The following is a 25,294-nucleotide window of genomic DNA, read 5'->3' on the forward strand; positions in this document are numbered from 1 at the left end:
TGTTTCATTATTTTACAGAATCAATTAGCTTTTTTAGTTCGCCAGATTCATTCATTTCCATAATTATATCGCAGCCACCTATTAGTTCTCCTTTTACCCAAAGTTGAGGGAATGTTGGCCAGTCAGCATATTTTGGTAAAACAGCTCTTATATCATGATTTTCTAGAATGTTAACAAAAGCAAATGGCTTACCACATGATCTAACTGCTGTTGCTGCATGAGCAGAAAAACCACATTGTGGTAGGTTTGGTGAGCCTTTCATATATAAGATGATATCATTTTCTTTTAATTGTTTTTCAATTCGATCAACTACTTTTTGTTCTTCTGGAGTATACATTTTGCTTCCTTTTTTATTTTTAAACAATTAAGTTTAGAAATTTCACCTAAAAGGTGATAGTATATTATACTATAATAGGAAGATACTACAAAGTATAATTCAACTGATTCAAGGAGAGTAAGCAAATGAAATTTGAATTACCAAAACTACCTTACAATGTTGACGCATTAGAACCAACAATATCAAAAGAAACTATAGAGTATCACTATGGCAAACATCATCAGACATATGTAAATAACCTGAATAATTTAGTTGAGGGCACTGAGCATGCTGGCAGAAACCTAGAAGAAATCATAAAGAATTCTTCTGGTGGTATATTTAATAATGCTGCTCAAGTTTTCAATCATACTTTCTATTGGAATTGTTTGACTCCTAACAAAACCGAGGCTTCTAGTCAGCTAAAAGCAGCGCTAATTGAGGCATGTGGTTCTGTAGAAAATTTTAAAGAGCAATTCTCAAAAGCAGCTATCTCAATATTTGGTTCTGGTTGGGCTTGGTTAGTAAAAAATACTGACAGTAAGCTTGAAATTGTAACGACAAGTAATGCAGGTTGTCCATTAACAGAGAACAAAAAACCATTATTAACATTTGATGTTTGGGAGCATGCTTACTATATCGATTATCGTAATGCTAGACCTAAGTATGTTGAAGCGTTATGGGATATCGTAAACTGGGAATTTGTTTCTGAGCAATTTGCCAATTAGGATTTTCCTTGATGTTAAAAATAAGACTTCTTTATTACTCTTTCGTAATTGGAGTGTTGTAAATAGTAGTTATAGTGTTTGTAGCTATGTTGTTTTTGTTTTGCAATTATCAATACTACATTTAAGATATATAGTATTGATAATTCTGCTATTACCTTGGATAATATTTGTGCTATCTCTTATAAAGTTAATAAATAAAAATTAGTGTAAGTTTGCCATTAATTTTATTTTTGTTCTAAAGATAAATATTAGTAGTGATATAACCATTCCGACTATAAAACTAAAAATAAACAATCCTTCCCATCTGTAGTGTGCTTGAATATATCCGGCTAAAGGTCCTACAAATACCCTTGCTAAAGAGTCTATTGAACTTAAAATTGCGAATTGAGTAGCTGAAAATTTTACATTAATAAGACTCATGATCATTGCTACTAATATTGCTGTACCCATTGCACCACAAAAATATTCTATACCTACAGAAATTAGCATGAGGTAATAGTTTTTACCGACTATTGCTAATAATAAATAAGTTAAATTTGCACATGCCATAATAATACTGAAGTATAAGAAGCTTTTATAAACGCCAATCTGTTTTGCAATCAGACCTCCAACAACTAAGCCACCTAGTGATGCAAATAAAGATAACACCTTATAAGAAACTGCAATAGTAGTTTTACTAAATCCAAGGTCGGTAAAGAAGATTGAATTAAGTGAAAATGCTATTGTATCAGCTAGTTTATAGCTTATGAGAATAGTTATTATAATTACCGCAGTATTTAAACCTTGACGCTTAAAAAACTCAACAAAAGGTAGTACAAAAGCATCCATGAAGCTTTTAGGAGACTCTTGATACTGACTTTCTTTAATTAGTGGAGTATAAAGAGGGCAAATGATAAAAAATGGGATAATCATTAACCAAGCAAGGTTCCAGTTGTTGTTAAGTCTATCTACGATGATTAAAACTAATGATCCTGTTACTAGCATACCAACACGATAACCCATAACTGCTATAGCATTTCCAAGCGCTCTTTCGTGTTCTAGGAGAACTTCTGTTTGATAAGCGTTTATAGCAATATCTTGTGTTGCTGATACAAAGCATATTAGAAACCCAATAAAAGCAATTATAAGGGGTGAGTTTGCTGGTGAAAATCGACTCATAATTGCAATTAGTATAACTAAAAGCACTTGAGTTAGTAGTATCCAGCCTTTTCTGCGTCCCAATCTAGGTATTTTTACCTTATCCAAGAAAGGAGCCCACAAATACTTAAATGTGTAAGGGATCGCTATAAGAGTTAAAAAACCAATATCTCTAGTTTCTATACCATTATCTTTATACCACAAAAATAATGACGAGGCTGTAAGCATAAGAGGAAACCCTGATGCATAACCTAATATTAGCATAGTAAACATTTTGGCTTCTTTAAAAGGAGCTGTGAGTTTTTCTATAAGTGATGGAGAATTATTCATTTTGTTATCTCGGCAGATTTCACATAAATTAAAATGTTAGTTAAAATAGCTAAGAAAGTAAATAAAGAATGAAGCAGAGAAATAAAATTAGAAAATTCTGCTTGTTGCACCTGTATATAACTGTCTTGGACGACCAATCTTTTGTGCTGTATCATTAACCATCTCTATCCACTGAGATATCCATCCTGATGTTCTTGCTAAAGCAAATATAGCTGTAAACATATCTCTTGGAATGTCCATAGCTTGTAAAATGATTCCTGAATAAAAATCAACATTAGGGAAAAGCTTTCTTTTAATAAAGAATTCATCTTGTAAAGCAATTTCTTCTAATTTTTTAGCTACTGTTAAAAGAGGGTTGTCACTATGACCAAGTTTAGCAAGAATTTCTTCACAGTTTTTTTTCATTGCTGTAGCTCTTGGATCAGTGTTTTTGTAGACTCTATGTCCGAAGCCCATTAGTCTAAATGGATCGTCTTTATCTTTTGCTTTAGCGATATACTTATCGATATTTTTAGTGCTACCAATTTCAGATAACATTTTAAGTACAGCTTCATTAGCACCACCATGAGCAGGCCCCCACAGTGCAGTAATACCAGCGATAATCGCAGCATAAGGAGAATTGCCAGTTGATCCTGATAATCTTACTGTTGATGTTGAAGCATTTTGCTCGTGATCAGCATGAAGCATAAATATTGTGTCCATCGCTTTGATATGTAACTCATTTGGCTTGTAGCTTTCATCTTTAGCAAACATCATATATAAAAAATTCTCAGCATAGTCGTATTCCATTTTAGGCTCTAAGAATTTTTTACCTTGATTATGTCTATAAGCCATAGCTGCTATAGTTGCGATTTTAGCTACGATATTTTTAGCAACCTCATCTTGAGATTCTTTTTGTCCCGTGTGGACATGTTCTGCAGCTAGGACATTAACACCAGCTATTAAGCCTGACATCGGGTGGGTATACTTAGGCATTGCAGCTATTGCGGCTTTGATATGCTCGCACACAGGCATTTTAGCAATAATTTCTTGTCTAAAGCTTTTTACTTGCTCATCATTTGGTAGTTCTCCATAAATCAATGCATAGCAAAGAGTTCTGTAGTTTGAATTTTGAGTCCATTCTTCGATTGGATAGCCTCTGTGTAAGAGTATACCTTTACCACCATCGATATATGTGATTTTAGATTCGCATGCAGCTGTAGACATGAATCCAGGATCATAAGTAAAAATTCCATGTTTTACCAATGATGAAACATCTATGCAGTCACTACCTAAGCTAGGAGAATATACTGGTAATTTTATTTCAATATTCTTATCTGCATACTTAAGAGTTGCGTATTTACTCATTAATATGGCCTCCAAGTTCCAAGTAAATAGTTGATCAAACATATAAGCAAAGGTTTGCAGTAAAACAGATACCTTTTACTAAAAAAAATATCTACAACTATGAGGTAGTATACAGGGAAATAATAAGCTAAAGAATTTTGTTTTGCAAATAAAAAAATCTCATAACTTGTATATCAATTAGGATTATAATTGTCGGCGATTAATTGAACTATCGTGTTTATACTTTAGTGAGATTTAAAATCAAAAAATCGCTTAACTATTTGAATTTGTTTGAGTAAAAATATATCATTAAGAGTTGTTGTAATAACATTGGTTACATCCGATCTACTTCTCTACAAAAATTGCTTCGGAGGAATATCAAGCATGAAAAAAATTACTAACATTGACTTGATGTCAATAAAATCGTATAACTTTCCGATTACAGCTATTAGTTCAATTGTGCATCGCATATCAGGAGTGGTTTTAATTATTGCAATACCACTTTGTGTAGTTGGAATGAACTATGCTCTTGCAGGGCCTGATGGCTATCAGCGAACAGTTGACCTGTTAACTAAAAGTTGGTTTAGTGTATTTTTCTGGCTTTTCTTATCATCGATAACATATCATGTTTATGCAGGTATTAGACATATGATTATGGATATGGGCTTCGGTGAGAGTATGAAAATCGCTAAACTTACATCGTTACTGGTTATCATTTTGGGTGTTTTATCAGCTATTTTATGGAGGTGCTACTTATGGCTGTAATTTCATTAACTTCTTCTGGAATTAAAGACTTTTTTGTACAAAGAGTTACAGCTGTAATTATTGCTGTATATTTTGGCTATCTTATCGTAGAAGCTTTGTACTTGTCGCATATAGGAGCTCTTAACTATGATAGTTGGAGAGGCTTGTTTACTGATGGGATGTTTTTTAGAGTTGCTACATTGATGGCTTACTTGGCGATGTTTTTTCATGCTTGGGTAGGTATCTGGATTATATGTGGTGATTATATTAAATGTGCATGGGCTTCTGCGCTTGTGATGTTGAGCTTTGTTTTGGTATATGTATTCTGTTTTTTTTGGTTATTTGCAGTTTTATTTTTCTATTAAGAGGTTGTTTTATGAGTATAGCTACGCAAGAATTTGACGCTGTTGTTATTGGTGCTGGTGGTGCAGGGTTAAGAGCTTCTTTCCAGTTATCACAGTCAGGTTTTAAAACAGCTGTTATTTCTAAGGTTTTTCCAACAAGATCACATACTGTTGCTGCTCAGGGTGGTATTGCTGCGGCACTTGGTAATACTAAATTTGAAGATAATCTGCCATCAGATGACTGGAGATGGCATATGTATGACACTGTTAAAGGTTCCGATTATATTGGTGACCAAGATGCTATTGAGTATATGTGTGAACATGCACCACAGTCTATTATTGAGTTAGAACATATGGGTATGCCTTTTTCACGTCTAGAAGATGGTAAGATATATCAGCGTGCTTTTGGTGGGATGTCGAGAAATTATGATCCAGCTAATCAAGCTAAAAGAACATGTGCAGCATCTGATAGAACTGGTCATGCTCTTTTGCATACGCTTTATCAAGGTAATTTGGCGCACAAAACTGATTTCTATACAGAATGGTTTGCTGTTGATTTAGTTAAAGCAAACGATGGTAGTGTTGTTGGTGTTATAGCTCTTTGTATTGAAAATGGAGAGACTGTTTTTCTAAAATCAAAAATTACAATACTTGCAACAGGTGGTGCAGGACGCATATATGAATCTAGTACTAATGCGTATATCAATACGGGTGATGGCATGGGTCTTGTGCTAAGAGCTGGTCTGCCGCTACAAGATATGGAGTTTTGGCAATTCCATCCGACTGGTATAGCTGGCGCTGGTGTGTTAGTTACAGAAGGTTGTCGAGGTGAGGGTGGTATTCTGCGTAATAAAGATGGTGAGAGATTCATGGAAAGGTATGCACCAAACGCTAAAGACCTTGCTTGTCGTGATGTTGTATCGCGTGCTTCACAACAAGAAATTATGGAAGGGCGTGGAGATACCTTTGGTGATTCAAGCTGTGTATGGTTGGATCTAACGCATCTTGGTGAAGATGTTATTGATGAGAGATTACCTACTGTTCGAGCACTTGCTAGAACATTTGCAGGTATTGATCCTGTTGAGAAGCCAATTCCAGTAGTGCCAACGTGTCACTATCAAATGGGGGGTATCCCTACCAATAAGTTTGGCCAAGTCATTACCCAAGAGAATGGTCAAGATAAAATCATTGGTGGTTTATATGCTGTTGGTGAATGTGCCTCTGTTTCTGTACATGGAGCAAATAGACTTGGTAGTAACTCGTTGTTGGATTTAGTTGTGTTTGGTAGAGCTGCGGGTATGCATGCTGAACAGAGCTTAAAAGAAGGTATGGCGATGAAGGAAACTTCGCAAGAGAATATTGAGGAAGCTACTGCTAGAATTAAAAAATGGGATACTTCAGAGAAGAGAGGTTGTAAAGAAAAAATTTCTGAATTAAGAAAAGAGCTACAGCAAATAATGCAACAATACTTCTCTGTATTTAGACAAGAAAGTACGATGAAAGAAGGGCTTGATAAATTATTTAAACTTAGAGAAAGGCTTGATAATGCTGTATTAGAGGATGGCTCGAGAGTCTTTAATATGATGAGAATTGAAGCGCTAGAGTTAGATAATTTGATGCTAACAGCAGTTGCTACAGCAAAGCTTGCTTTAGAGCGAAAAGAGTCTAGAGGAGCACACTCTAGAGTTGATTATCCTGAAAGAGATGATAAGAATTGGATGAAGCATACACTATACTTCCTAGATGGAGATAGAACGTCGTTACGTGATGTAAACATGTCTCCTACTAAAGTAAAAGCTTTTCAACCAGCAGAACGTAAGTATTAATACAAGGATTTAATATAATGGAAGTAAGATTTAAAATTTATAGATATAATCCAGAAGTTGATAAAAAACCTTATTATGATGAGTATACGGTTGAAGTAGAAAATCAAGGTGTTAAGGTTCTAACAGCTCTTGAACTAATTAAAGAGCAGGATCCTACCCTTGCTTTAAGAAGATCTTGCCGTGAAGGTGTTTGCGGTTCTGATGGTATGAATATCAATGGTAAGAACCGTTTGTCTTGTATTACTTCGGTTGGTGAGTTGAAGCAGCCTATCAAAGTTAATCCTTTACCAGGATTACCTGTGATTAGAGATTTAATTGTTGATATGAAACAGTTTTATAAGAACTATGAGAAAGTTAAACCGTATCTTATCAACGATGATGAGCCACCTGTTAAAGAAAGACTACAATCGCCAGAGGATAGAGCTAAGCTTGATGGTTTGTATGAGTGTATTTTATGTGCTTGTTGTACTACATCATGCCCTTCGTTCTGGTGGAATCCAGATAAGTTTATAGGCCCTTCTGGATTGCTACAAGCTTACAGATTCATCGCTGACTCAAGAGATACTGCTACAGAACAAAGACTTGAAGATCTAAAAGATCCATTTAGTCTGTTTAGGTGTAGGACTATTATGAACTGTGTTTCTGTATGTCCAAAAGGCCTTAACCCTACAGAAGCGATAGGTAAGATTAGATCAGCATTATTAAAGAAGAGTGTATAAAAATTAAAACCTGATATTTGGGTATCTATATGAAAAAAAAACAACAGGATTTTAGTCAATGGCTGGAGACTTCTCAGTTCTTTGGAGGTAATCTAGAATACCTTGAGTCAATATATGACGATTATATAACGGGCAACCATAATGGAATCGATCCTAAGTGGTTGTCCTTTTTTGATTCTATAGCAAGCTCAACAGATACAGTTCATCGTGAACTGGTTGAAGAATTTAAATACTTGGCTAAAAATAAAACTAATATAGCTAAAGTAACCGCAGTTGTAAGTGCTGAAGGTGATATTAGTCTAAAAGCTAAATCTCTAGTTAAAGCTTACCGTTGTTATGGTTATAAATCAGCTAATATTGATCCACTTAGACTGACAAGGTTTGAAAGAGATTCAGATTTGGAGTTAGCAGCACATGGATTATCTGAAAAAGATCTAATGGAGTTGGTTAATCTAGGAAGCTTTACTAGTAATAAAACAGTTCCTTTACAACAGGTCATCAATAAAGCTAAGGCAATCTATGAATCTAATATTGGTTATGAGTATAGATATATTGGTAACAAAGAAGAAAAACTTTGGCTTCAAGACAGAATAGAAGATACTAATACTATTTCTAATGACAAAAAAAAATGGATTTTACAACAATTAGTGGCTGCTGAAGGTTTGGAAAAATATCTTGCAATAAGGTATGTAGGTCAAAAAAGATTTGGCTTAGAAGGTGGTGAGTCGCTAATTCCATCTTTACAGCATATAATTGAAAAATCTGTTTCTAGGCATTCAACTCGCTTTATCCAGTTGGGTATGGCACATAGAGGGCGTCTAAATGTATTAGTCAATGTATTGGGTAAAAACCCTAAAGATTTATTTGAAGAGTTTGAAGGTAAACAAAGCGTAAAAAGCTTATCTGGTGATGTGAAGTATCATATGGGTTATTCTAACTATAGAAGTATTGATGGTAAAGAAGCTAAGATTGCTTTAGCATTTAATCCATCTCATTTAGAGGCTGTTGATCCAGTTGTTGAAGGTGCTGCTAAAGCAATTCAAGATAAACTAGGTGGTGATGTTTACAGTAAAGTTTTACCAATATTAATACATGGTGATTCAGCTTTCTGTGGCCAAGGCGTAGTAATGGAAACTTTTGGTTTCTCGCTTACAGAAGCATATAGCACAGGCGGAACAATTCATCTTGTTGTAAACAATCAGGTTGGTTTCACTACAAGTAGCGCTTTTGGGGTAAATAGAAGCAGTAATTATTCTACTGACGTGGCTAAAATGGTTGATGCACCGATATTTCATGTAAATGGAGATGATCCAGAAGCTGTGCTTAAAGTTACAGATATTGCTCTAGAGTATCGTATGAAATTCAACAAAGATGTTGTTATTGATTTAGTGTGTTATCGTAGAAATGGTCATAATGAGACTGACGAACCATCAGGAACACAGCCACAGATGTACGAAGTAATTAAGAAACTTCCTTCAACACTGAAAATATATAGCAACAAGTTGATAAAAGAGGCTGTGGTTGATACTGATCATTTTGCGCGCATGAATGCTAATTACCGTAGCAAATTAGATAGTGGTAAAGTTACGATTGATATTCTTGATAGAAATATCGTCAAAGATAAGTTAAATGTTTGTGATTGGCTTCCTTACCTTGGTAAACAAGAAACTAAATACATTTATAAGCCTATACCAAAGATAATTCTTAGGAAATTGGCTTTAAAAATGTGCGAAATCCCTGAAGAAATAAATGCACAGATGCAAGTCAAAAAAGCTGTTACCGATAGAATCAAAATGGCTAATAGTGAACTTCCTCTAAACTGGGGATTTGCTGAGTCGCTTGCGTATGCAACATTACTTAATGAAGGGTATCCGGTGAGAATTTCTGGTGAAGATAGTGGTCGAGGAACTTTTTCTCATCGTCATGCTGTGGTCAAAAATATGAATACTAAATCGCAGCTAAAAGAGTATGTGCCATTAAAACACATCAATGAAAATGTGAGATTTGATATTATCGACTCGACTCTTTCAGAATATGGCGTATTAGGTTTTGAATATGGCTACAGCTGTTACAGTCCTGATGCTCTGGTCGTATGGGAAGCTCAATTTGGGGATTTTGTTAATACAGCACAAGTTGTAATTGATCAGTTTCTTGTTTCAGCAGAAGAAAAATGGGGTATTCTATCAGGTTTAACTTTATTCTTGCCACATGGTCAAGAAGGTGCAGGAGCAGAACATTCATCTGCAAGATTAGAAAGATTTTTAAGCTCTTGTGCTAATGATAATATGCAAGTATGTACACCTACAACACCTGCACAAATTTATCATCTATTAAGACGTCAAGTTATTCGACCGCTTAGAAAACCTTTGATTGTAATGACACCTAAGAGTTTGTTGAGAAATCCTATTGCAGTCTCTTCATTAGAAGAGCTTTCTCAAGGCAAATTTAAAGCAATCATTGATGATGCAAATGCTAAGGAAAATAAAATTAAAAAACTTATATTATGTAATGGTAAGGTTTATTATGATCTTATGGCTAAGAAACAATATACGCATGAAGATACAGCTGTTGTAAGATTAGAGGAGTTGTATCCTTTTCCACAACAGCAACTTGCGGAAATATTTGCTAAATATAACAATGCGAATAAAGTAATATGGTTACAAGAAGAGCCTCAAAACAAAGGTGCTTGGTATAATATTAGACCTTTTATTGAGAAGTTGATAGATATAAACCAAGAGTTGTTATGTGTTGCTAGAGAGAGATCTTCAACCCCTGCAGTTGGATATCATGCTTTATATGTAAAACAACAAGAAGAAATTATTAACAGAGCTTTAGAAATATAAAATTAAATTATTACTAGGAGTAAAAGATGGTTGAATTAAAAGTACCTATGTTCCCAGAGTCTGTAGCAGATGGCACATTAGCTCAATGGAATAAATGTGAAGGTGACTTTGTAAATGAGGGCGATATCTTAGCAGAGATTGAGACTGATAAAGTTGTCTTAGAAGTACCTGCAACAGTTAGTGGTGTTTTAAAAGGGATAAAAAAACAGGCTGGAGATACAGTACTTTCAGAAGAATCATTAGCGATTATTGATACAGCGACTTCTACATCTGAACCTAAGCAACAAACTACTAATCAAGCAAATGCTTCTGGTCAGGAAATGGATGTCAAGGCTCCTGTATTTCCAGAGTCTGTAGCAGATGGCACATTAGCTCAATGGAATAAATGTGAAGGTGACTTTGTAAATGAGGGCGATATCTTAGCAGAGATTGAGACTGATAAAGTTGTCTTAGAAGTACCTGCAACAGTTAGTGGTGTTTTAAAAGGGATAAAAAAACAGGCTGGAGATACAGTACTATCTGCTGAGGTTATTGCTAAGATTACAACAGGGGCAGCTGCTTCTGCTGCGGCAAAGCTAGAAGCTGCAGTAGAAGTTTATCAAGCAAATAATGATCCACACCTAGTACCTTCAGCACGTAAGGCTTTTAATGCAAGTGGCTTAGATTCTTCTGCTAATATTGAAGGTACAGGTAAAAAAGGACGTATAACTTCTGAGGATGTGAAAAAAGCTGCTACTTCGGTAAACAAACCTCAACAATACACAGCACTAGTAAATAAAGGTGCTAGATATGAAAAAAGAGTTGAGATGACTCGTCTACGCCAGACTATAGCAAATAGATTAGTTGAGGTTCAACATACTAATGCAATTTTAACCACTTTTAATGAAGTAGATATGAGTGCAGTTATGGAGCTTAGAAATAAATATAAGGATATGTTTGTCAAAGAACATGATACTAAGCTTGGTTTTATGTCTTTCTTTATCAAGGCAGCAACAGAAGCGCTTAAGAAATTTCCAGATGTTAATGCTTCTATTGATGGTGATGAGATTGTTTATCATAATTATTTTGATATCGGTATTGCGGTAGGTACCTGTAGAGGACTAGTAGTACCAGTGTTGAGAGATACAGATACTAAATCTTTAGCTGAACTAGAAGCTGATGTTTTAGACAAGGCAATTAAAGGGCGCGATGGTAAGCTAAGTCTTGAAGATATGCAAGGTGGCACATTTACTATCACAAATGGCGGTACTTATGGTTCGATGTTATCTACTCCTATTATTAATTCACCACAAAGTGCTATTTTAGGTATGCATAATATTGTTGAGCGTCCCGTGGTAGTTAAAGGTGAGATTAAGATTCGTCCAATTATGTATTTAGCGTTATCTTATGATCATAGAATCATCGATGGTAGCACTTCAGTTAGATTCTTGAAGATGATCAAAGAGTTAATTGAAGATCCAAATAGAATTCTCCTTCAAGTCTAGTTATTTTCCTTTTAAAAATTATCGTAAAGGTATTTTTCTATGAACCTAGATTTTATTAAAAGTAAGATTGTGGCTGTGCCTGATTTTCCGAAACCAGGTATTATGTTTCGAGATATCACTCCTTTGCTTGTACATCCACAAGGGTTAAGAAAAACCGCTGAGGCAATGGTACAAGAGTTAAAAAATAAAGGTATTAAACCAACTGTTATTGCTGGTACAGAAAGTAGAGGCTTTATTTTTGGTGTTACCCTTGCTGAAGTATTAGGTCTAGGCTTTGTGCCAGTTAGAAAGCCTGGTAAGCTACCAAGAGAAACTTATAGTGTTAAGTATGACTTAGAGTATGGTAGCGATAGCCTAGAAATACATCAAGATGCTTTTAAGTATACAGATGAAGTATTGATAGTTGATGATTTATTGGCAACTGGTGGTACTGCAAAAGCGACAGTACAGCTTATAGAAAAAACTCAAGCAAAGGTTGTAGGGCTTATATTTGTGATGGAGCTTGATGGTTTAGGTGGTAGAGAAGTGCTTGCTGGATATAATGTTTCGGCACTAATAAAATTCTAGAGGATAAATATATGGCAAAGTATTTTGGAACAGATGGTATTCGTGGTGAAGTTGCTAACTCAACAATAACAGCAGAGTTTACACAAAAATTAGGTAATGCGGTTGGTTCGTTAATAAACCAAAAGAATTATCCAAAATTTGTGATTGTTGGTCAAGATACACGCAGCTCAGGAGGATTTTTAAAATTTGCCTTAGTTTCTGGTTTAAATGCTGCGGGAATAGATGTACTGGACTTAGGAGTAGTACCAACTCCTGTAGTAGCATTTATGACTGTTAAATATGGATCTTCAGCTGGATTTATCATTACAGCATCGCACAATAAATTTACTGATAATGGTATTAAATTATTTTCTTCTAATGGTTTTAAGCTAGACGATGCTTTAGAAGAAGAGGTTGAAGCTAATATTGATAGTGATTTTATCTATCAGCCAGAATTTAAGTTTGGCAGCTATAAGTTATTGGCAAACGCTATAAATGAGTATATTGAGAGTATCTATAGTCGTTTTGCTAATCTTGTCAATTATAAAGGTAAAATTGTTGTCGATTGTGCTCATGGGTCAGCATCACATAATTTTGAGGCTTTACTTGATAAATTTGGAATAGATTATGTTTCTATAGCTTCTAATCCTGATGGCTTAAACATAAATGTTGAATGTGGTGCTACTTGTATTTCAAATATTAAAAAAGCTGTTAAGCAGTATAATGCTGATCTAGGTATTTCTCTGGATGGTGACGCAGATAGAATAATTATTGTCGATGAAAATGGTCAAGAAATTGATGGTGATGGAATATTAAATATTCTTGCTCAATATAGTGATATTTGTGGTGGTACTAAAGGTATCGTTGGTACACAAATGACAAATATGAGTTATGAGAACCATTATAAGGCTAACAAAATTCCATTTATTCGTTCAAAAGTTGGTGACAGATATGTCTTAGAAGATTTAGTCAAGTATGGTTATAAAATCGGTGGCGAATCATCCGGGCATGTCATTAACCTAAACTTTGGTACTACTGGAGATGGTTTGTTTACAGCAATACAACTCTTAGCTATTTTCTCTCAAGCTGATAAGCCTGTATCTGAATTTAAATTGCAGATGGAGTTAATGCAACAAACATTAATCAATGTGCCACTGATTAAGAAAGTAACACCTTATGATTTACAAAAGGTTGCTAGCGATGTTAATGATGTTGAGAAGCGTTTAGGTAACAGAGGAAGAGTTTTATTAAGACCATCAGGAACTGAACCTGTTTTAAGAGTTATGGTAGAGGCAGATGATAAGAGACTTGCTACAAGCGAAGCTGAGTATTTGGTTGAAAAGGTAAAACAAAAATTGGTGTAGATATGCAAAAATTAATAATGGGTAACTGGAAAATGAATGGTGACTCTACAAGTATAAAAGAGCTGTGTAGTAGTATATCACAAGCAAAATATGATACTTCAAAAGTAGCTGTTGCTGTTTTTCCGTCAAGTGTTTATGTTAAAGAAGTAATTACACAGCTGCCAGAAAAAATAGGTGTTGGTTTACAAAATATTACTTTTTATGATGATGGTGCTTATACTGGAGAAATATCTGCTAAGATGTTGGAAGATATCGGCTGTGATTATTTACTAATTGGTCATTCTGAAAGAAGATCTCTATTTGCTGAGTCTGATGAAGATGTTTTTAAAAAGCTTAACAAGGTCATAGATACAAATATAACTCCAGTGGTGTGTATAGGAGAATCACTAGATAATAGACAAAGCGGTAGGCTCAAACAAGTTTTGGCAACACAACTAAGCTTAATGTTAGAGAATTTATCTGTCGAGCAATTAGCAAAAGTAGTAATTGCATATGAACCTGTTTGGGCAATAGGTACAGGTGTTGTGGCATCGTTAGAACAAATTCAAGAAACACATCAATTTATCCGTTCATTGCTATCTAAAGTTGGAGAAAGTCTTGCTAAAAATATAAAAATAGTGTATGGTGGTAGCCTAAAAGCTGAAAATGCTAACGATATATTAAGTTTGCCAGATGTTGATGGAGGTTTAATTGGTGGAGCATCTTTAAAAGCAGCTGAGTTTAACGAAATAATAAATCAAGCAAACAAGATATGTACGGAATAATTTTAACTATTGATATTATCGCAGCTATAGCAATTGTGGTGCTAGTGTTACTACAGCAAGGTAAGGGCGCTAATATGGGTGTCTATTTTGGTGTAGGTGCGTCAAATACAGTTTTTGGAAGTAAAGGAGCTGCCTCATTCTTATTTAAGATGACAGTATTTTTTACGGCAGTATTTTTTATGTGTTGCCTTACTTTAGGGTACTTAGGTAAAAGCAAAGCGACAACAGCAAATGTAAGTCCTGCTAGTTCTGATAGCTCAATTGTTAGTCAGTACGATCAGTACCAAAAAGAAGTTTCTCAAGCTGCTACAACAGATAATTCTAAATTAGCTTCTAAGTAGGTTCCTGCACTGATGGTGGAATTGGTAGACACGCCATCTTGAGGGGGTGGTATCCATAGGATGTGCGAGTTCGAGTCTCGCTCAGTGCACCAAATTATTATAATGTTTCAAATATATTTTGCTGATATTGTAATTATGCATATATATGAATGAGTAAAGTTATTAAAGAAGTAGTTGATAAAATGTAAGATACTTTACTTGTAGTTGAATTAGGTTCATATACTGCTGTCAAAATCTCTATTCTGTTGAAATAAATACAGTTTAGTAGTTAAGTTAGTACAACCAAATAGTAATAAAATAGAGATAATAAGAGATGGTAAAAAGTATTATGCATCTGTCGTAGGCTGTACACAAATTTAGAAAGCAGTATCTTCACTAGTAGATAACCTTAAATATATTAGAATCTTTGGGATACGCTCACTTATGACTTTATTTCTCCAAAGATAAATCAGGTGAATGAAAGTGGTAAATATACTTCTACATTTTATATTTATTTTTTATATCAGGCAAATATTTTTATCAGTTAAGCAAATATGATGTCGCAATAGTAACCTCTAAAGACTTCGAAAAATAAGATAAAGACCGCTGGATTATTGCTGCAAATATTGATGGAACAAAGATTTATGTTAGCCAATATATTTATATTGGGTATAACCTAGAGATTCGTAGAGATAGTATTGACTATAATTTAACTATCACTATCGATGGTAAACAATTAACTCATTCAATTTAAACATATAAAATTATATTGTTGAAGATGATATCCAAAAGACTAATCTTCTTGAGAAATGTTTAGGTGCTGGTATTAGTAAATATCAAAACTAAATATCATACCTTTAGAAGGCCGGTCACAACGGAAGCTCTAATTGATGAGTGGACAGTTATAGTTTTAAAGTATTTAGAAAATAAAACTAACTGAGTAAAGTTTTTTCGTGAGCAGGCAGAGGAATATATATACTGTTCTAATTAAATAGCTAAGATAATAGTAATTGTTAAGGTCTAATTGATGTTAGATTGATTATATAAAATACGATTATATTTTGGAGGTTATATATGAGTAAGGCAACTTGGTTAACTTCTATATTTGTACTATCAGTAACTGTGCAGTATCATATAATAGGTTTACTGAGGATATTCCAAATTCAACAGTGCTACCACTAGCTAAAGATTGTTAGTAATATCTACTTGCAAGATTATAGTGGTATCAACAAAGTTGAATATGATGATGACGTATATGTAGGCAATAGTTATTAATACAGATGGTTAAGAACAGTTATTTGTATATTGATGCTGCTACAGTAACAGTACCTGCACCAAAACAAGTGCTAAAGAGATTAATATGAGTCAGGCTATAGAGCAGATATTCCTCAAGGTAGATCTAAGACTAGTACAAGTGTTGAGTGTTATAATGGTGCATACAAAGTAGAGTGCCTATATAGTAATAATCAACAAGTTGAAGTTTTGGTTGATGCAGTTAGTGGCAAAATTTTACAAATAAGTTATGATGATTAGCTAAAAAGATTTATACAATCATTTAGGAACAAATAGCCTCTAGTTGTTGGTTTAATTTGATTATTATTTAGCTGTAAGAGACCCTTATCAATACCTAGTTGTAACTGTTGGCTGATAGTATTTCTTGGTAAAAAAGTTTGTTGTTCAAAATTACTAAGATTAAAGCCGTTTTTTAATCTCAGGGCGTTGAGCATAAACTCATATATAATCTCATCTTCAGTGACTATATTTGAGTCTTTGATAAATTTGTTAGTTTGAGTATATATCTTAGGGTGCTTATGTTTCCAAACTCTTTTGATTTGTTTAGTTTTAAGATCGGTAATCTTGCTATGTGCTCCTGCGCCAATACCTATATAATCACCAAACATCCAGTAATTAGAATTATGAATAGATCTTAGAGCATTTTGGGCAAAAGCTGAAACTTCATATTGCTTAAAACCAGCCTGTGCTAGAGCCTCTTTGCCAGCTATTTCAATACTCTCGAGAATTTCTTCATCAGGGAGTTTTGGTGGTTTAGCTGCAAATAAGGTATTAGGCTCAATAGTAAGCTGATACCAAGAAATATGCATTGGTTGCATTGCTATGGCTTGAGTTATATCAAAGATACCATCATCAAAGCTCTGATTCGGAAGCCCATGCATTATATCAACATTAAAATTTGAGATTTTTGAGTTTTTGATTTCATTAATAGTTGTATAAACATTTTCGCAACTATGAATTCTTCCCAAAATTTTTAGTTTATCATCTTGAAAGCTTTGCACCCCAAGTGATATTCTATTAATACCAATATTTTGATAACTTAGTATTGTACCTCTCTCTACAGTTCCTGGGTTCATTTCTAAAGTTATTTCGCAGTTAGTACTAATTTTTGCATTTTTAGTGATATGTTGTAAAACTTTACCGAGATGCTCAGCTTTAAAAAGCGAAGGAGTGCCTCCCCCAATGAAAATACTTATAACTTCTCTAGCTTGTAAATCATCAAGATGAGTATCAAAATCGGCTATAAGTTTTTGATAATACTGTTCTAAAAGATAGCTATCATCTCTTATCGGATGAGAGTTAAAATCACAGTATGGACATTTACGCACACACCAAGGAAAATGGATATAAATTCCAATTTGTTTGTTTATTTCAAACATTTTATACCTTAAAGATTAAAAATTTACTTACAACAAAAGTATATATGGCAACTAGACCCATAGTTATGAATAAAGCTAGTAGATATTGTATTTTTAAGATATGTAATAATACATAATAAATTGATTCATTAAGCCCAAGACCTATTATAACATTTATAAAAAATTGTATTACAGCTTTTTTATGAGATTGGGTAGTTGTCGAAAATGTCAGAAATCGATGACCAAAATAGCTAACATTAAATGCAGTTAAAAAAGCGAAAAAGTTTGCAACTAAAGGTCTAAAAATACTTACTTCAACAAGTATCCAAACGATAATAAAGTTAGTTATAGAAGCTAAGATGCCAACAATAATAAAAAAATAAAGTTGTTTTTTTAGCATTGTTTATGGAGTTTTGTTGTAGTTGTTTATATTATAACTGTTAAAGAAAGTTTTATAAGGAAAAGTTAAGTGGAAATAATTAAATATCAACTAGGAATTATTGAAAACTTGCCATCATCAGCTTTATATATGATGTTTAACATCAAAAAAAATACTGATACTAAGTTTGGATTAAAAATTTTACAAAGATTTGTTGATGGTAAAAGTGTAGTCTCAGGCTTTGGCAATAATCTACTAAAAATGTTTAAAATACCGGAGAATGAAAACTTTAAAAGAATTAAATTTAATAATCCAAGAATGTGCGATAATGATGGTTATGATTTGGTTCTTTGGTTAAGAGATGATGATAGAGGAGAATTATTTCACAAGGCAATAGCCATTAAAAAAGCTCTTGGAGATTATTTTGATATAGGAAAAGTTATCTCAAGCTATACTTATCGTGGTAGGTATGATTTATCAGGTTTCGAAGATGGTATTGAGAACCCTAAAGGTGTAGAAGTCATACCAGCAGCAATAAACTCTGAAGGTGAATTAGAAGGTTCTAGTTTTTGGGTGTTGCAGCAGTGGCTTCATGACTTTGATTGGCTCAATAGTGCTAGTCAATCAACAAAAGAAGAGTGTGTAGGTAGATCTTTGGATGATTCACATCAATTTGATAATTTAAAAGACTTCGCTCACGTTAAAAGATCAGCAAAAGAAAATTTTGAACCAGAAGCACAAATCTTAAGAAAATCAATGCCATGGTCAGATGATCAACTAAAAGGTGGGTTTATGTTTTCAGGGTTTGCGCCATCTTTTAGATCTTTTAATTTACAAATGGGCAATATGCTTGGTGGCAGTGATGGTATCATAGATGGTGTTTTTAAGTTTTCTAAGATTATAGAAACTAGTTATTTATGGTGTCCACCTTTTAAGAAAGGTAAGCTTGATATTTCTCTACTAAATTAGAACAAACTACTTGAAATTCTTTATTTTATATACAAATAGTCATTAACAGGTTAAAATATATGAGTGTTTTGCAAAAAAATAATTAGTATCTACGGAGGTTAAAGCATGTTTGATATTAAAAATATCACTAAGCTGAAAATAGAGGATAAAGGAAAGAAGTATTCTTTATATAGCTTGAAGAAACTTTCTCAAGAGCTTGGTAAAGATGTTAAGCGTCTTCCTTATTCAATTAGAGTATTACTTGAAAACCAACTTAGAAATATAGATGGTTATAAAGTAAAAGAAGATGATATGCACAAGGTTTTAGAATGGGACGCTAAAGCTAGTTCAAGAGCTGAGATTCCATATATGCCTGCTAGGGTTGTGATGCAAGATTTTACAGGTGTTCCAGCAGTAGTTGATTTAGCTGTGATGAGAAAGGCGATCAAGGATGCTGGTGGCGATGTAGATAAAATTAATCCTCTTGTAGATACAGCTATGGTAATTGACCATTCAGTACAGGTCGATTTTTATGGAACAAAAACTGCTTTAGCTCAAAACGTAGCTAAAGAATTTGAAAGAAATGGTGAGAGATACAGCTTACTTAAGTGGGCCCAAAAAGCATTTGATGATTTCATGGTTGTACCACCTGGTATGGGGATTATTCACCAAGTTAATTTAGAGTATATTGCAAAAGGCGCTTTAGTTAAAAACATCAATGGTGAAGATTTAATTTATCCAGATACTCTAGTAGGTACAGATTCACACACTACTATGATCAATGGTGTTGGTGTAGTAGGTTGGGGTGTAGGTGGCATTGAAGCTGAGGCTGTAATGCTTGGTCAACCATATTATATGGTTCTTCCTGATGTTGTTGGTGTGAAACTTACTGGTAAGTTAAAAACTGGTATAACAGCTACTGACCTTGTACTTAAGATTACAGAAGTACTTAGAAAGCATGGTGTTGTTGGTAAGTTTGTTGAGTACTATGGCGAAGGGTTAGAGAGCTTATCTTTACCAGATAGAGCAACTATAGCAAATATGGCTCCAGAATATGGTGCAACAACTGGTTTCTTCCCAGTTGATGAAGTAACATTAGATTTCTTCAACAATACAAACCGTAGTGAGTTAGTAGATGCTGCACGTAAAATGTATAAAGAGCAATTATTATTTAGAGAGAATCCTGCTGAAGAACCAGAATATTCTAGTATAGTAGAAATAGATCTATCCGAAGTCGAATCTAACCTTGCTGGCCCTAATCGTCCACAAGATAGAGTAGCCTTCCATGATATGAAAAAAGCTTTTGCAGAAGCTTTGGTTCATGAGCAAGGATTACATGGTTTTGGTTTAACTCAAGAACAGTTACAAAAATCAGCTGAAGTAAAAGGTCTTGGTGAAAGAATTACTCATGGTTCACTTGCAATTGCTGCAATTACTTCATGTACAAATACTTCGAACCCATCACTACTTTTAGGTGCTGGTTTATTAGCTAAGAAAGCAAATGTAAAAGGACTTAAAGTTAAACCTTATATTAAAACATCATTAGCGCCTGGATCTCAAGTCGTGACTCAATATCTTGAGAAGGCTAATTTGTTGTCAGAGCTTGAAAACTTAGGTTTTAATATAGTTGGTTATGGTTGTACTACTTGTATTGGTAACTCTGGTCCTCTTGATGAGCCTGTAGTAGAGGCTATAAATGAAGCTGATCTTGTGGTTGCTTCTGTAAGTTCTGGTAATCGTAACTTTGAAGGGCGTATTAACCCTCATGTTAAAGCAAATTACCTTGCATCACCAATTCATGTGGTTGCTTATGCATTAGCTGGGACTATTGATTTTGATCCAGTTGAAGATGTTATCGGTAAAGATGCAGATGGTAATGATGTTTACCTTGCAGATATTTGGCCAACTACAGAAGAGATTTCTGCTATACAAGCTGATGTGATTAACTCAGACATGTTCAAAAAAGCTTATGCAACAGTCCTTGATGGTACTGAGGACTGGCAAAAACTTAAAGCTCCAGAAGGCAAGCTTTATGAATTTGATAAATCTTCTACTTATATCCAATGTCCTAACTTCTTTGAGAAGTTTGCAGATGGTAATGATGATTTAGATATCAAAGGTGCTAGAACTCTTCTAATGTTAGGTGATTCTGTAACTACAGACCATATTTCACCTGCTGGAGCTATTCCAGAAGAGTATCCTGCTGGACAATACCTAAAATCGCATGGTGTTGAGAAGAAAGATTTTAACTCTTATGGTTCTCGTCGTGGAAACCATGAAGTTATGATGAGAGGTACTTTTGCTAATATCCGTATCCGTAACTTACTTTTAGATAATATTGAGGGTGGTTTTACTAAGTGTCATCTTGATGGTTCTCAACAGTATGTATTTGATGCAGCTATGAAATACAAAGAAAAAGGTGTTCCATTAGTTATATTAGCTGGTAAAGAATATGGTACTGGTTCTTCACGTGATTGGGCTGCAAAAGGTACATTCCTATTAGGTGTTAGAGCAGTTATAGCTGAGAGCTATGAAAGGATTCATAGATCTAACTTAGTTGGTATGGGTGTATTACCTCTCGAGTACGTTGATGGACAGAATGCTAAGACTTTAGGTTTAGATGGTTCGGAAATATTCAATATTGAGAACTTAAACAACATTAAACCACGTCAAAGAGTAGTAGTTGAAGCAGTTCATCCTGGTACTGCTCATACAACAACATTTGAGGCTTTAGCTCGTCTAGATGCCGATGTTGATGTTGACTACTTAAAGAATGGAGGTATTTTACAAACTGTTCTTAAAGATATTATAGTGGGTAAAAAAGAGTCTAAGACTACCGAATCTGCAACTACTGGTTGTGTCAGTATAAATGCTTCATCTGAAACATCTTGCCCATTTGCAAAGATTGCTAATTTTTTCAAGAAACTATTTAAATAATCAATCTAAAAAATTCCTTAATAGCCTATTTTTATCCTTTAGTAGGAAAGTTCTAATACCATTATTAGATTTAAGTTCTATTCTTGATATGATAAGAAAATTATTAACTCTTTGTGTACAAAAAAAGCCTCTGATTTGTATATATCCTATTATTGTAAGGCTAAATATAGGATAGATGGTAATTTAAATTAATATTGAATCATCACATGTATTAAATTGATAAGATAATTTCACAGATACTTTTAGAAATCATGACTGATGATCAAAAAGATGAGCGAAACTTACGAATGTGATTTTTCTATATATGATAGAGATAATGATGCAGATTTAGGGTAAATGCTTTTTTTCATAACCGTGGTTATGGTGAAGTATTTCGTCGTTTGGAAAATATTATTCCAACTTTAGATCAGTTTTGTGTAGCCAAGAATTCTCAAAGAAGTCCAAGCTAAAAATGGTGGTTTGATCTTAGTTACATTGTCTAAAGATTAGGGTAAGAGTAGTACTTTTGCAACATTAGTCAATGAGATTAATCAAAAATATAATTCGCATATTTTGACTATTGGGGATCCAGTAGAATTTGTTAGTACAAATCAAAGATCACTAGTTAATTAACGTGAGGTTAAAAGGATACAAGAAGCTTTAATGCGGCCATAAAAGCAGCACTGAGGTAAGGGTCCTGATTGTATCCTTGTTGGTGAGATGCGTAATTAAAAAATATTAGATTAGTACTAGAGGCAGCTGAAACAGGTCATTTGGTTTTAGGAACAATTACATACAATGTCAGCTATAAAAACGTTAATATGGTTTTTACTGTATTTCCACCTGCTGAACAGGAGCTTGTGCGCAATATGTTAGCTTAGTCATTACAAATTGTTACCTCACAGCACTTACTTATAAACGTAAAGGCAGTAACCGTGTCGCAGCATATGAGGGTTTATTTCAAATACTGGTATTAGAAATATAATTAAAGAAAACAAATTTCCGCGTATTTATACTGCACTACAAACTGGTACAGCTAAAGGAATGGCACACAATGTAACAGAGTATTGAGAATATTCTTGGCTGGAGCAATTACACCAGTAAATATATAGTTATCAGATAAGAAAGCTTAGTAGCTTAATTTTTCTTTAATTTTTCCTCTGAAAATATAATAAGCGTAGCTAGTATAAAGCAATAATAAAGGAATCATTGTAATTGCTGGGATTAAAGTAAATAGTAATGTTGTATCACTAGCTTGGGCCTGTGTATATGTTATTTGATAAGGAATAACATATGGGAATATTAGTGTTAACATACTTATATAAGTTAATATGAATATCGCTACTGCTAGCCAGTATGGTAGAGCATGATTTCTTGCTTCTATAACTTTGATAAGGAGTAAAAAGCTAATTATAGTAAGTACAAATAATTCTATTAATATTGCAATTTTATAGAAGTTATATAGAGGTAGTTTTATATATAATGGAGTCATCACACCGATTATTAGCATTAGAACAGCTAGAATAAGGCAGCATACCTTAGCAAATTGTTTAGTTTTGTTAAATAACTCTCCTTCAGTCTTTAAAATTAAGCGTGTTGCGCCAAGTAGACTATAGCCAAATACTAATGTAATACCTGTGACAGTAGAAAAACCAATAGTATAAAAGTGAGTATGAGGAAAGCCAACAATTAATTCACCAACTATATAGCCTTGAATGAATGTAGCTATAAACGATGATATAAAGAATAACCTATCCCAATTTTTTATACCTTTTGGTGAAGATTTTAATCTAAATTCAAAGCATATTCCTCTTAATAATATCATTACTACTAATAGTATTGCCGAGAGGTAAATCTTTGGGAAAATGTATGCAAAAGCTATTGGAAACATTCCATAGAAACATGCTAGTGCAAAAACTAGCCATGTTTGATTACCATCCCATGTTGGTAATAAGATACTTGTTGCTATATCTTTTTGGTGATCATCCAAGAGTGGAAATAATATTCCCATTCCTAATGCAAAACCATCCAAGATTACATATAGTAATAGAGCAAAAGCAATAATTGCTAGCCAAATTAATCCTAGATCCATAATCTACTCCTCTTCGCCTGTATTTTTTTCGACTGATTGGAAATATGAGTAAGGCATTCTTTCTTCTCCATCAGTGCTTGGCCCACTATTAATAATTTTAAATAAATATTTGAAGTAAAAGTATCCAAATATGATAAAATAAACGATAATTATTGAAGTGAGAGAAACAAAAACTTGCCAAAAACTAAGGTCACTAACTGAATATTGAGTTCTAAGAATATTGTATACAACCCAAGGTTGTCTACCAAATTCAGCGGTAAACCAGCCGGTAATAATTGCGACAAATCCTAGAGGTGTGGTTAATGTACAAATTTTTAGGAACCACTTTGATGATTCTAGTTTTTTTCTAGATAACAAGAAAGTTCCAACTAAGCCTATTAGTATCATTAATGTGCCTATACCAACCATTATTCTAAAGCTGTAAAAAACTACAGTGACTACAGGTCTATCTTTCTCAGTTACAGATTTTAAGCCGATAAGTTCACCATTAAGCTCATGTGTGTTAATCAAAGATGCTAATTTAGGGATTTCTATAGTAAACAAGTTCTTCTCTTGTACTTCACTCGGGTAAGCAAAGATTACAAAAGGAGCACCTTTTTGAGTATCCCAAACACCTTCTATTGCAGCTGTTTTTAGTGGTTGATGTTTATGAACTTCTCTACCAACATCGTCACCAATTATAAGTTGACTTATACTTAGTATCAAAATCGATATTACCGAAAACTTAATACAAGTTTTAGCAAAAACATGATATTTGCCTTTGACGAGATAGTATGCGCTAACTCCCAAGATTACCATTATAGTACTTAAATATGCTGCCATCAGCATATGAATATATCTAGGTATCACTGAAGGGTTAAATATAACATGATACCAACTATAAACTTCAAATTTGCCATTTATATAATTCACACCACCTGGAGTTTGCATCCAAGAGTTTGCTGATAATATCCAGAAAGCTGAGAGTGTGACACCAGCAAATATAATAAAGTTAGCTGAGAAGTGTATATACTTGTTAATTCTTCCCCAACCAAAAATCATTATCCCTAAAGCACCTGCTTCGATGAAGAATGCTGTTAATACCTCATAAGTAAATAATGAACCAAGTACTGGACCTACTTTTTCGGCAAATCCTGCCCAGTTGGCGCCAAACTGGAATTCCATCACAATCCCAGAGACAACTCCCATACCAAACGTCAAAGCAAATACTTTTGTCCAAAATTTAACAATAGCTAAATATCTATTATTTTTTGTAATTAGCCAAAGAGCTTCAAAAATCATCAAGAATGTTGATAATCCGATACTAAAGGCTGGAAACAAAATATGAAAGCTTATAGTAAACGCAAATTGTACTCTTGATAGAATCTCGACCCAATACATATGAGAACCTCATTTATTCTTGAATAACCTTTTTGTGTAAAGATTGTCATATCTTAGAGTTATTCTCAATATTACTACGGTAAGATTAATCAAATGTAACGTTATTTAGGCTATTTACTACTAATATAACATAATTTATA

20 protein-coding genes, 1 tRNA gene and 2 pseudogenes are annotated in these 25,294 nt (G+C 33.8%); 16 read left to right on the top strand and 7 right to left on the bottom strand.

The window, feature by feature from the left end:
- Window positions 1-7: 7 nt before the first annotated feature.
- Entirely contained in the window at window positions 8-337 is a 330-nt protein-coding gene (gene grxD / locus FSC845_RS02775; protein WP_064461676.1) for a Grx4 family monothiol glutaredoxin, read from the bottom strand.
- 125 nt (window positions 338-462) lie between these two features.
- Between grxD and FSC845_RS02780 the strand changes: the two genes are divergently transcribed.
- Window positions 463-1,041 (top strand): superoxide dismutase, encoded by a 579-nt coding sequence (locus FSC845_RS02780; protein ID WP_064461678.1) that lies wholly within the window; start codon window positions 463-465, stop codon window positions 1,039-1,041.
- A 201-nt stretch (window positions 1,042-1,242) separates the two neighbouring features.
- Here FSC845_RS02780 and FSC845_RS02785 read toward each other — a convergent pair whose 3' ends face one another.
- Together FSC845_RS02785 and FSC845_RS02790 are read right to left on the bottom strand one after the other, a co-directional pair.
- Window positions 1,243-2,508: an AmpG family muropeptide MFS transporter gene (locus tag FSC845_RS02785; protein ID WP_064461680.1), complete on the bottom strand. Its 1,266-nt coding sequence runs from the start codon at window positions 2,506-2,508 to the stop codon at window positions 1,243-1,245.
- Window positions 2,509-2,595: 87 nt separating this feature from the next.
- Entirely contained in the window at window positions 2,596-3,855 is a 1,260-nt protein-coding gene (locus FSC845_RS02790; RefSeq protein ID WP_064461801.1) for a citrate synthase, read from the bottom strand.
- A gap of 270 nt (window positions 3,856-4,125) precedes the next feature.
- Here FSC845_RS02790 and sdhC point away from each other — a divergent pair, with 270 nt between their 5' ends.
- The 12 genes and pseudogenes from sdhC (at window position 4,126) to FSC845_RS09590 (ending at window position 16,321) form a co-directional block, all read left to right on the top strand.
- Window positions 4,126-4,599, top strand: a complete 474-nt coding sequence (gene sdhC / locus FSC845_RS02795) for a succinate dehydrogenase, cytochrome b556 subunit (protein WP_144416529.1) — start codon at window positions 4,126-4,128, stop codon at window positions 4,597-4,599.
- The gene (gene sdhD / locus FSC845_RS02800) at window positions 4,575-4,943 is read left to right on the top strand and encodes a succinate dehydrogenase, hydrophobic membrane anchor protein (RefSeq protein ID WP_144416530.1); all 369 of its coding nucleotides are present in this window, start codon (window positions 4,575-4,577) and stop codon (window positions 4,941-4,943) included. Before sdhC ends, sdhD begins: the two co-directional genes overlap by 25 nt.
- 11 nt (window positions 4,944-4,954) lie before the next feature.
- Window positions 4,955-6,748, top strand: a complete 1,794-nt coding sequence (sdhA, locus tag FSC845_RS02805; RefSeq protein WP_064461688.1) for a succinate dehydrogenase flavoprotein subunit — start codon at window positions 4,955-4,957, stop codon at window positions 6,746-6,748.
- A gap of 17 nt (window positions 6,749-6,765) precedes the next feature.
- Entirely contained in the window at window positions 6,766-7,467 is a 702-nt protein-coding gene (locus FSC845_RS02810) for a succinate dehydrogenase iron-sulfur subunit (RefSeq protein ID WP_064461690.1), read from the top strand.
- A 29-nt stretch (window positions 7,468-7,496) separates the two neighbouring features.
- Complete coding sequence (locus tag FSC845_RS02815) at window positions 7,497-10,310, top strand: 2-oxoglutarate dehydrogenase E1 component (RefSeq protein ID WP_064461692.1); 2,814 nt, start codon at window positions 7,497-7,499, stop codon at window positions 10,308-10,310.
- Window positions 10,311-10,336: 26 nt separating this feature from the next.
- Window positions 10,337-11,794: a 2-oxoglutarate dehydrogenase complex dihydrolipoyllysine-residue succinyltransferase gene (gene odhB, locus FSC845_RS02820; protein WP_064461694.1), complete on the top strand. Its 1,458-nt coding sequence runs from the start codon at window positions 10,337-10,339 to the stop codon at window positions 11,792-11,794.
- A 39-nt stretch (window positions 11,795-11,833) separates the two neighbouring features.
- On the top strand, window positions 11,834-12,361 hold the full coding sequence (locus FSC845_RS02825; RefSeq protein ID WP_064461696.1) for an adenine phosphoribosyltransferase: 528 nt from the start codon (window positions 11,834-11,836) through the stop codon (window positions 12,359-12,361).
- Window positions 12,362-12,372: 11 nt separating this feature from the next.
- Complete coding sequence (gene glmM / locus FSC845_RS02830) at window positions 12,373-13,704, top strand: phosphoglucosamine mutase (protein ID WP_064461698.1); 1,332 nt, start codon at window positions 12,373-12,375, stop codon at window positions 13,702-13,704.
- Window positions 13,705-13,706: 2 nt separating this feature from the next.
- Complete coding sequence (gene tpiA, locus FSC845_RS02835) at window positions 13,707-14,468, top strand: triose-phosphate isomerase (RefSeq protein WP_064461700.1); 762 nt, start codon at window positions 13,707-13,709, stop codon at window positions 14,466-14,468.
- A complete protein-coding gene (secG, locus tag FSC845_RS02840) occupies window positions 14,456-14,809 on the top strand; it encodes a preprotein translocase subunit SecG (protein ID WP_064461702.1) in 354 nt (117 codons plus the stop codon). Before tpiA ends, secG begins: the two co-directional genes overlap by 13 nt.
- A gap of 6 nt (window positions 14,810-14,815) precedes the next feature.
- A tRNA-Leu gene (locus tag FSC845_RS02845) sits at window positions 14,816-14,901 on the top strand.
- Between the two features lie 961 nt (window positions 14,902-15,862).
- Window positions 15,863-16,321: pseudogene (locus FSC845_RS09590) on the top strand (PepSY domain-containing protein).
- Here FSC845_RS09590 and hemW read toward each other — a convergent pair.
- Together hemW and FSC845_RS02855 are read right to left on the bottom strand one after the other, a co-directional pair.
- A complete protein-coding gene (gene hemW / locus FSC845_RS02850; RefSeq protein ID WP_064461704.1) occupies window positions 16,318-17,460 on the bottom strand; it encodes a radical SAM family heme chaperone HemW in 1,143 nt (380 codons plus the stop codon). The pseudogene FSC845_RS09590 and the gene hemW overlap by 4 nt on opposite strands.
- Before the next feature lies 1 nt (window position 17,461).
- On the bottom strand, window positions 17,462-17,839 hold the full coding sequence (locus FSC845_RS02855) for a GtrA family protein (RefSeq protein ID WP_064461706.1): 378 nt from the start codon (window positions 17,837-17,839) through the stop codon (window positions 17,462-17,464).
- Between the two features lie 69 nt (window positions 17,840-17,908).
- Here FSC845_RS02855 and FSC845_RS02860 point away from each other — a divergent pair, with 69 nt between their 5' ends.
- From FSC845_RS02860 to FSC845_RS09595, 3 genes and pseudogenes are all read left to right on the top strand, one after another.
- A complete protein-coding gene (locus FSC845_RS02860) occupies window positions 17,909-18,787 on the top strand; it encodes a Dyp-type peroxidase (protein ID WP_064461708.1) in 879 nt (292 codons plus the stop codon).
- 105 nt (window positions 18,788-18,892) lie between these two features.
- Entirely contained in the window at window positions 18,893-21,703 is a 2,811-nt protein-coding gene (gene acnA / locus FSC845_RS02865) for an aconitate hydratase AcnA (protein ID WP_068594357.1), read from the top strand.
- An 88-nt stretch (window positions 21,704-21,791) separates the two neighbouring features.
- Window positions 21,792-22,805, top strand: a pseudogene (locus FSC845_RS09595) (type IV pilus twitching motility protein PilT).
- 6 nt (window positions 22,806-22,811) lie between these two features.
- Here the strand turns inward: FSC845_RS09595 and FSC845_RS02870 are convergent.
- Both FSC845_RS02870 and FSC845_RS02875 read right to left on the bottom strand, forming a co-directional pair.
- A complete protein-coding gene (locus FSC845_RS02870) occupies window positions 22,812-23,774 on the bottom strand; it encodes a cytochrome d ubiquinol oxidase subunit II (RefSeq protein ID WP_064460655.1) in 963 nt (320 codons plus the stop codon).
- Between the two features lie 3 nt (window positions 23,775-23,777).
- Window positions 23,778-25,154 carry a cytochrome ubiquinol oxidase subunit I gene (locus FSC845_RS02875; RefSeq protein ID WP_064460656.1) on the bottom strand — a complete coding sequence of 459 codons (1,377 nt, stop codon included), beginning with the start codon at window positions 25,152-25,154 and terminating at the stop codon, window positions 23,778-23,780.
- Window positions 25,155-25,294 lie beyond the last annotated feature (140 nt).

Origin of the sequence: Francisella persica ATCC VR-331, from assembly GCF_001653955.1 — a bacterium.
Taxonomy (GTDB): Bacteria; Pseudomonadota; Gammaproteobacteria; order Francisellales; family Francisellaceae; genus Francisella; species Francisella persica.

Coding starts and splice junctions, on each gene's coding strand:
- glmM (WP_064461698.1), top strand. CDS start 12,373: ATGGCAAAGTATTTTGGAACAGATGGTATTCGTGGTGAAGTTGCTAAC.
- FSC845_RS02870 (WP_064460655.1), bottom strand. CDS start 23,774: ATGGATCTAGGATTAATTTGGCTAGCAATTATTGCTTTTGCTCTATTA.
- FSC845_RS02780 (WP_064461678.1), top strand. CDS start 463: ATGAAATTTGAATTACCAAAACTACCTTACAATGTTGACGCATTAGAA.
- sdhD (WP_144416530.1), top strand. CDS start 4,575: ATGGAGGTGCTACTTATGGCTGTAATTTCATTAACTTCTTCTGGAATT.
- FSC845_RS02855 (WP_064461706.1), bottom strand. CDS start 17,839: ATGCTAAAAAAACAACTTTATTTTTTTATTATTGTTGGCATCTTAGCT.
- odhB (WP_064461694.1), top strand. CDS start 10,337: ATGGTTGAATTAAAAGTACCTATGTTCCCAGAGTCTGTAGCAGATGGC.
- FSC845_RS02815 (WP_064461692.1), top strand. CDS start 7,497: ATGAAAAAAAAACAACAGGATTTTAGTCAATGGCTGGAGACTTCTCAG.
- tpiA (WP_064461700.1), top strand. CDS start 13,707: ATGCAAAAATTAATAATGGGTAACTGGAAAATGAATGGTGACTCTACA.
- hemW (WP_064461704.1), bottom strand. CDS start 17,460: ATGTTTGAAATAAACAAACAAATTGGAATTTATATCCATTTTCCTTGG.
- grxD (WP_064461676.1), bottom strand. CDS start 337: ATGTATACTCCAGAAGAACAAAAAGTAGTTGATCGAATTGAAAAACAA.
- FSC845_RS02785 (WP_064461680.1), bottom strand. CDS start 2,508: ATGAATAATTCTCCATCACTTATAGAAAAACTCACAGCTCCTTTTAAA.
- FSC845_RS02825 (WP_064461696.1), top strand. CDS start 11,834: ATGAACCTAGATTTTATTAAAAGTAAGATTGTGGCTGTGCCTGATTTT.
- FSC845_RS02790 (WP_064461801.1), bottom strand. CDS start 3,855: ATGAGTAAATACGCAACTCTTAAGTATGCAGATAAGAATATTGAAATA.
- acnA (WP_068594357.1), top strand. CDS start 18,893: ATGTTTGATATTAAAAATATCACTAAGCTGAAAATAGAGGATAAAGGA.
- secG (WP_064461702.1), top strand. CDS start 14,456: ATGTACGGAATAATTTTAACTATTGATATTATCGCAGCTATAGCAATT.
- FSC845_RS02875 (WP_064460656.1), bottom strand. CDS start 25,154: ATGTATTGGGTCGAGATTCTATCAAGAGTACAATTTGCGTTTACTATA.
- FSC845_RS02810 (WP_064461690.1), top strand. CDS start 6,766: ATGGAAGTAAGATTTAAAATTTATAGATATAATCCAGAAGTTGATAAA.
- sdhA (WP_064461688.1), top strand. CDS start 4,955: ATGAGTATAGCTACGCAAGAATTTGACGCTGTTGTTATTGGTGCTGGT.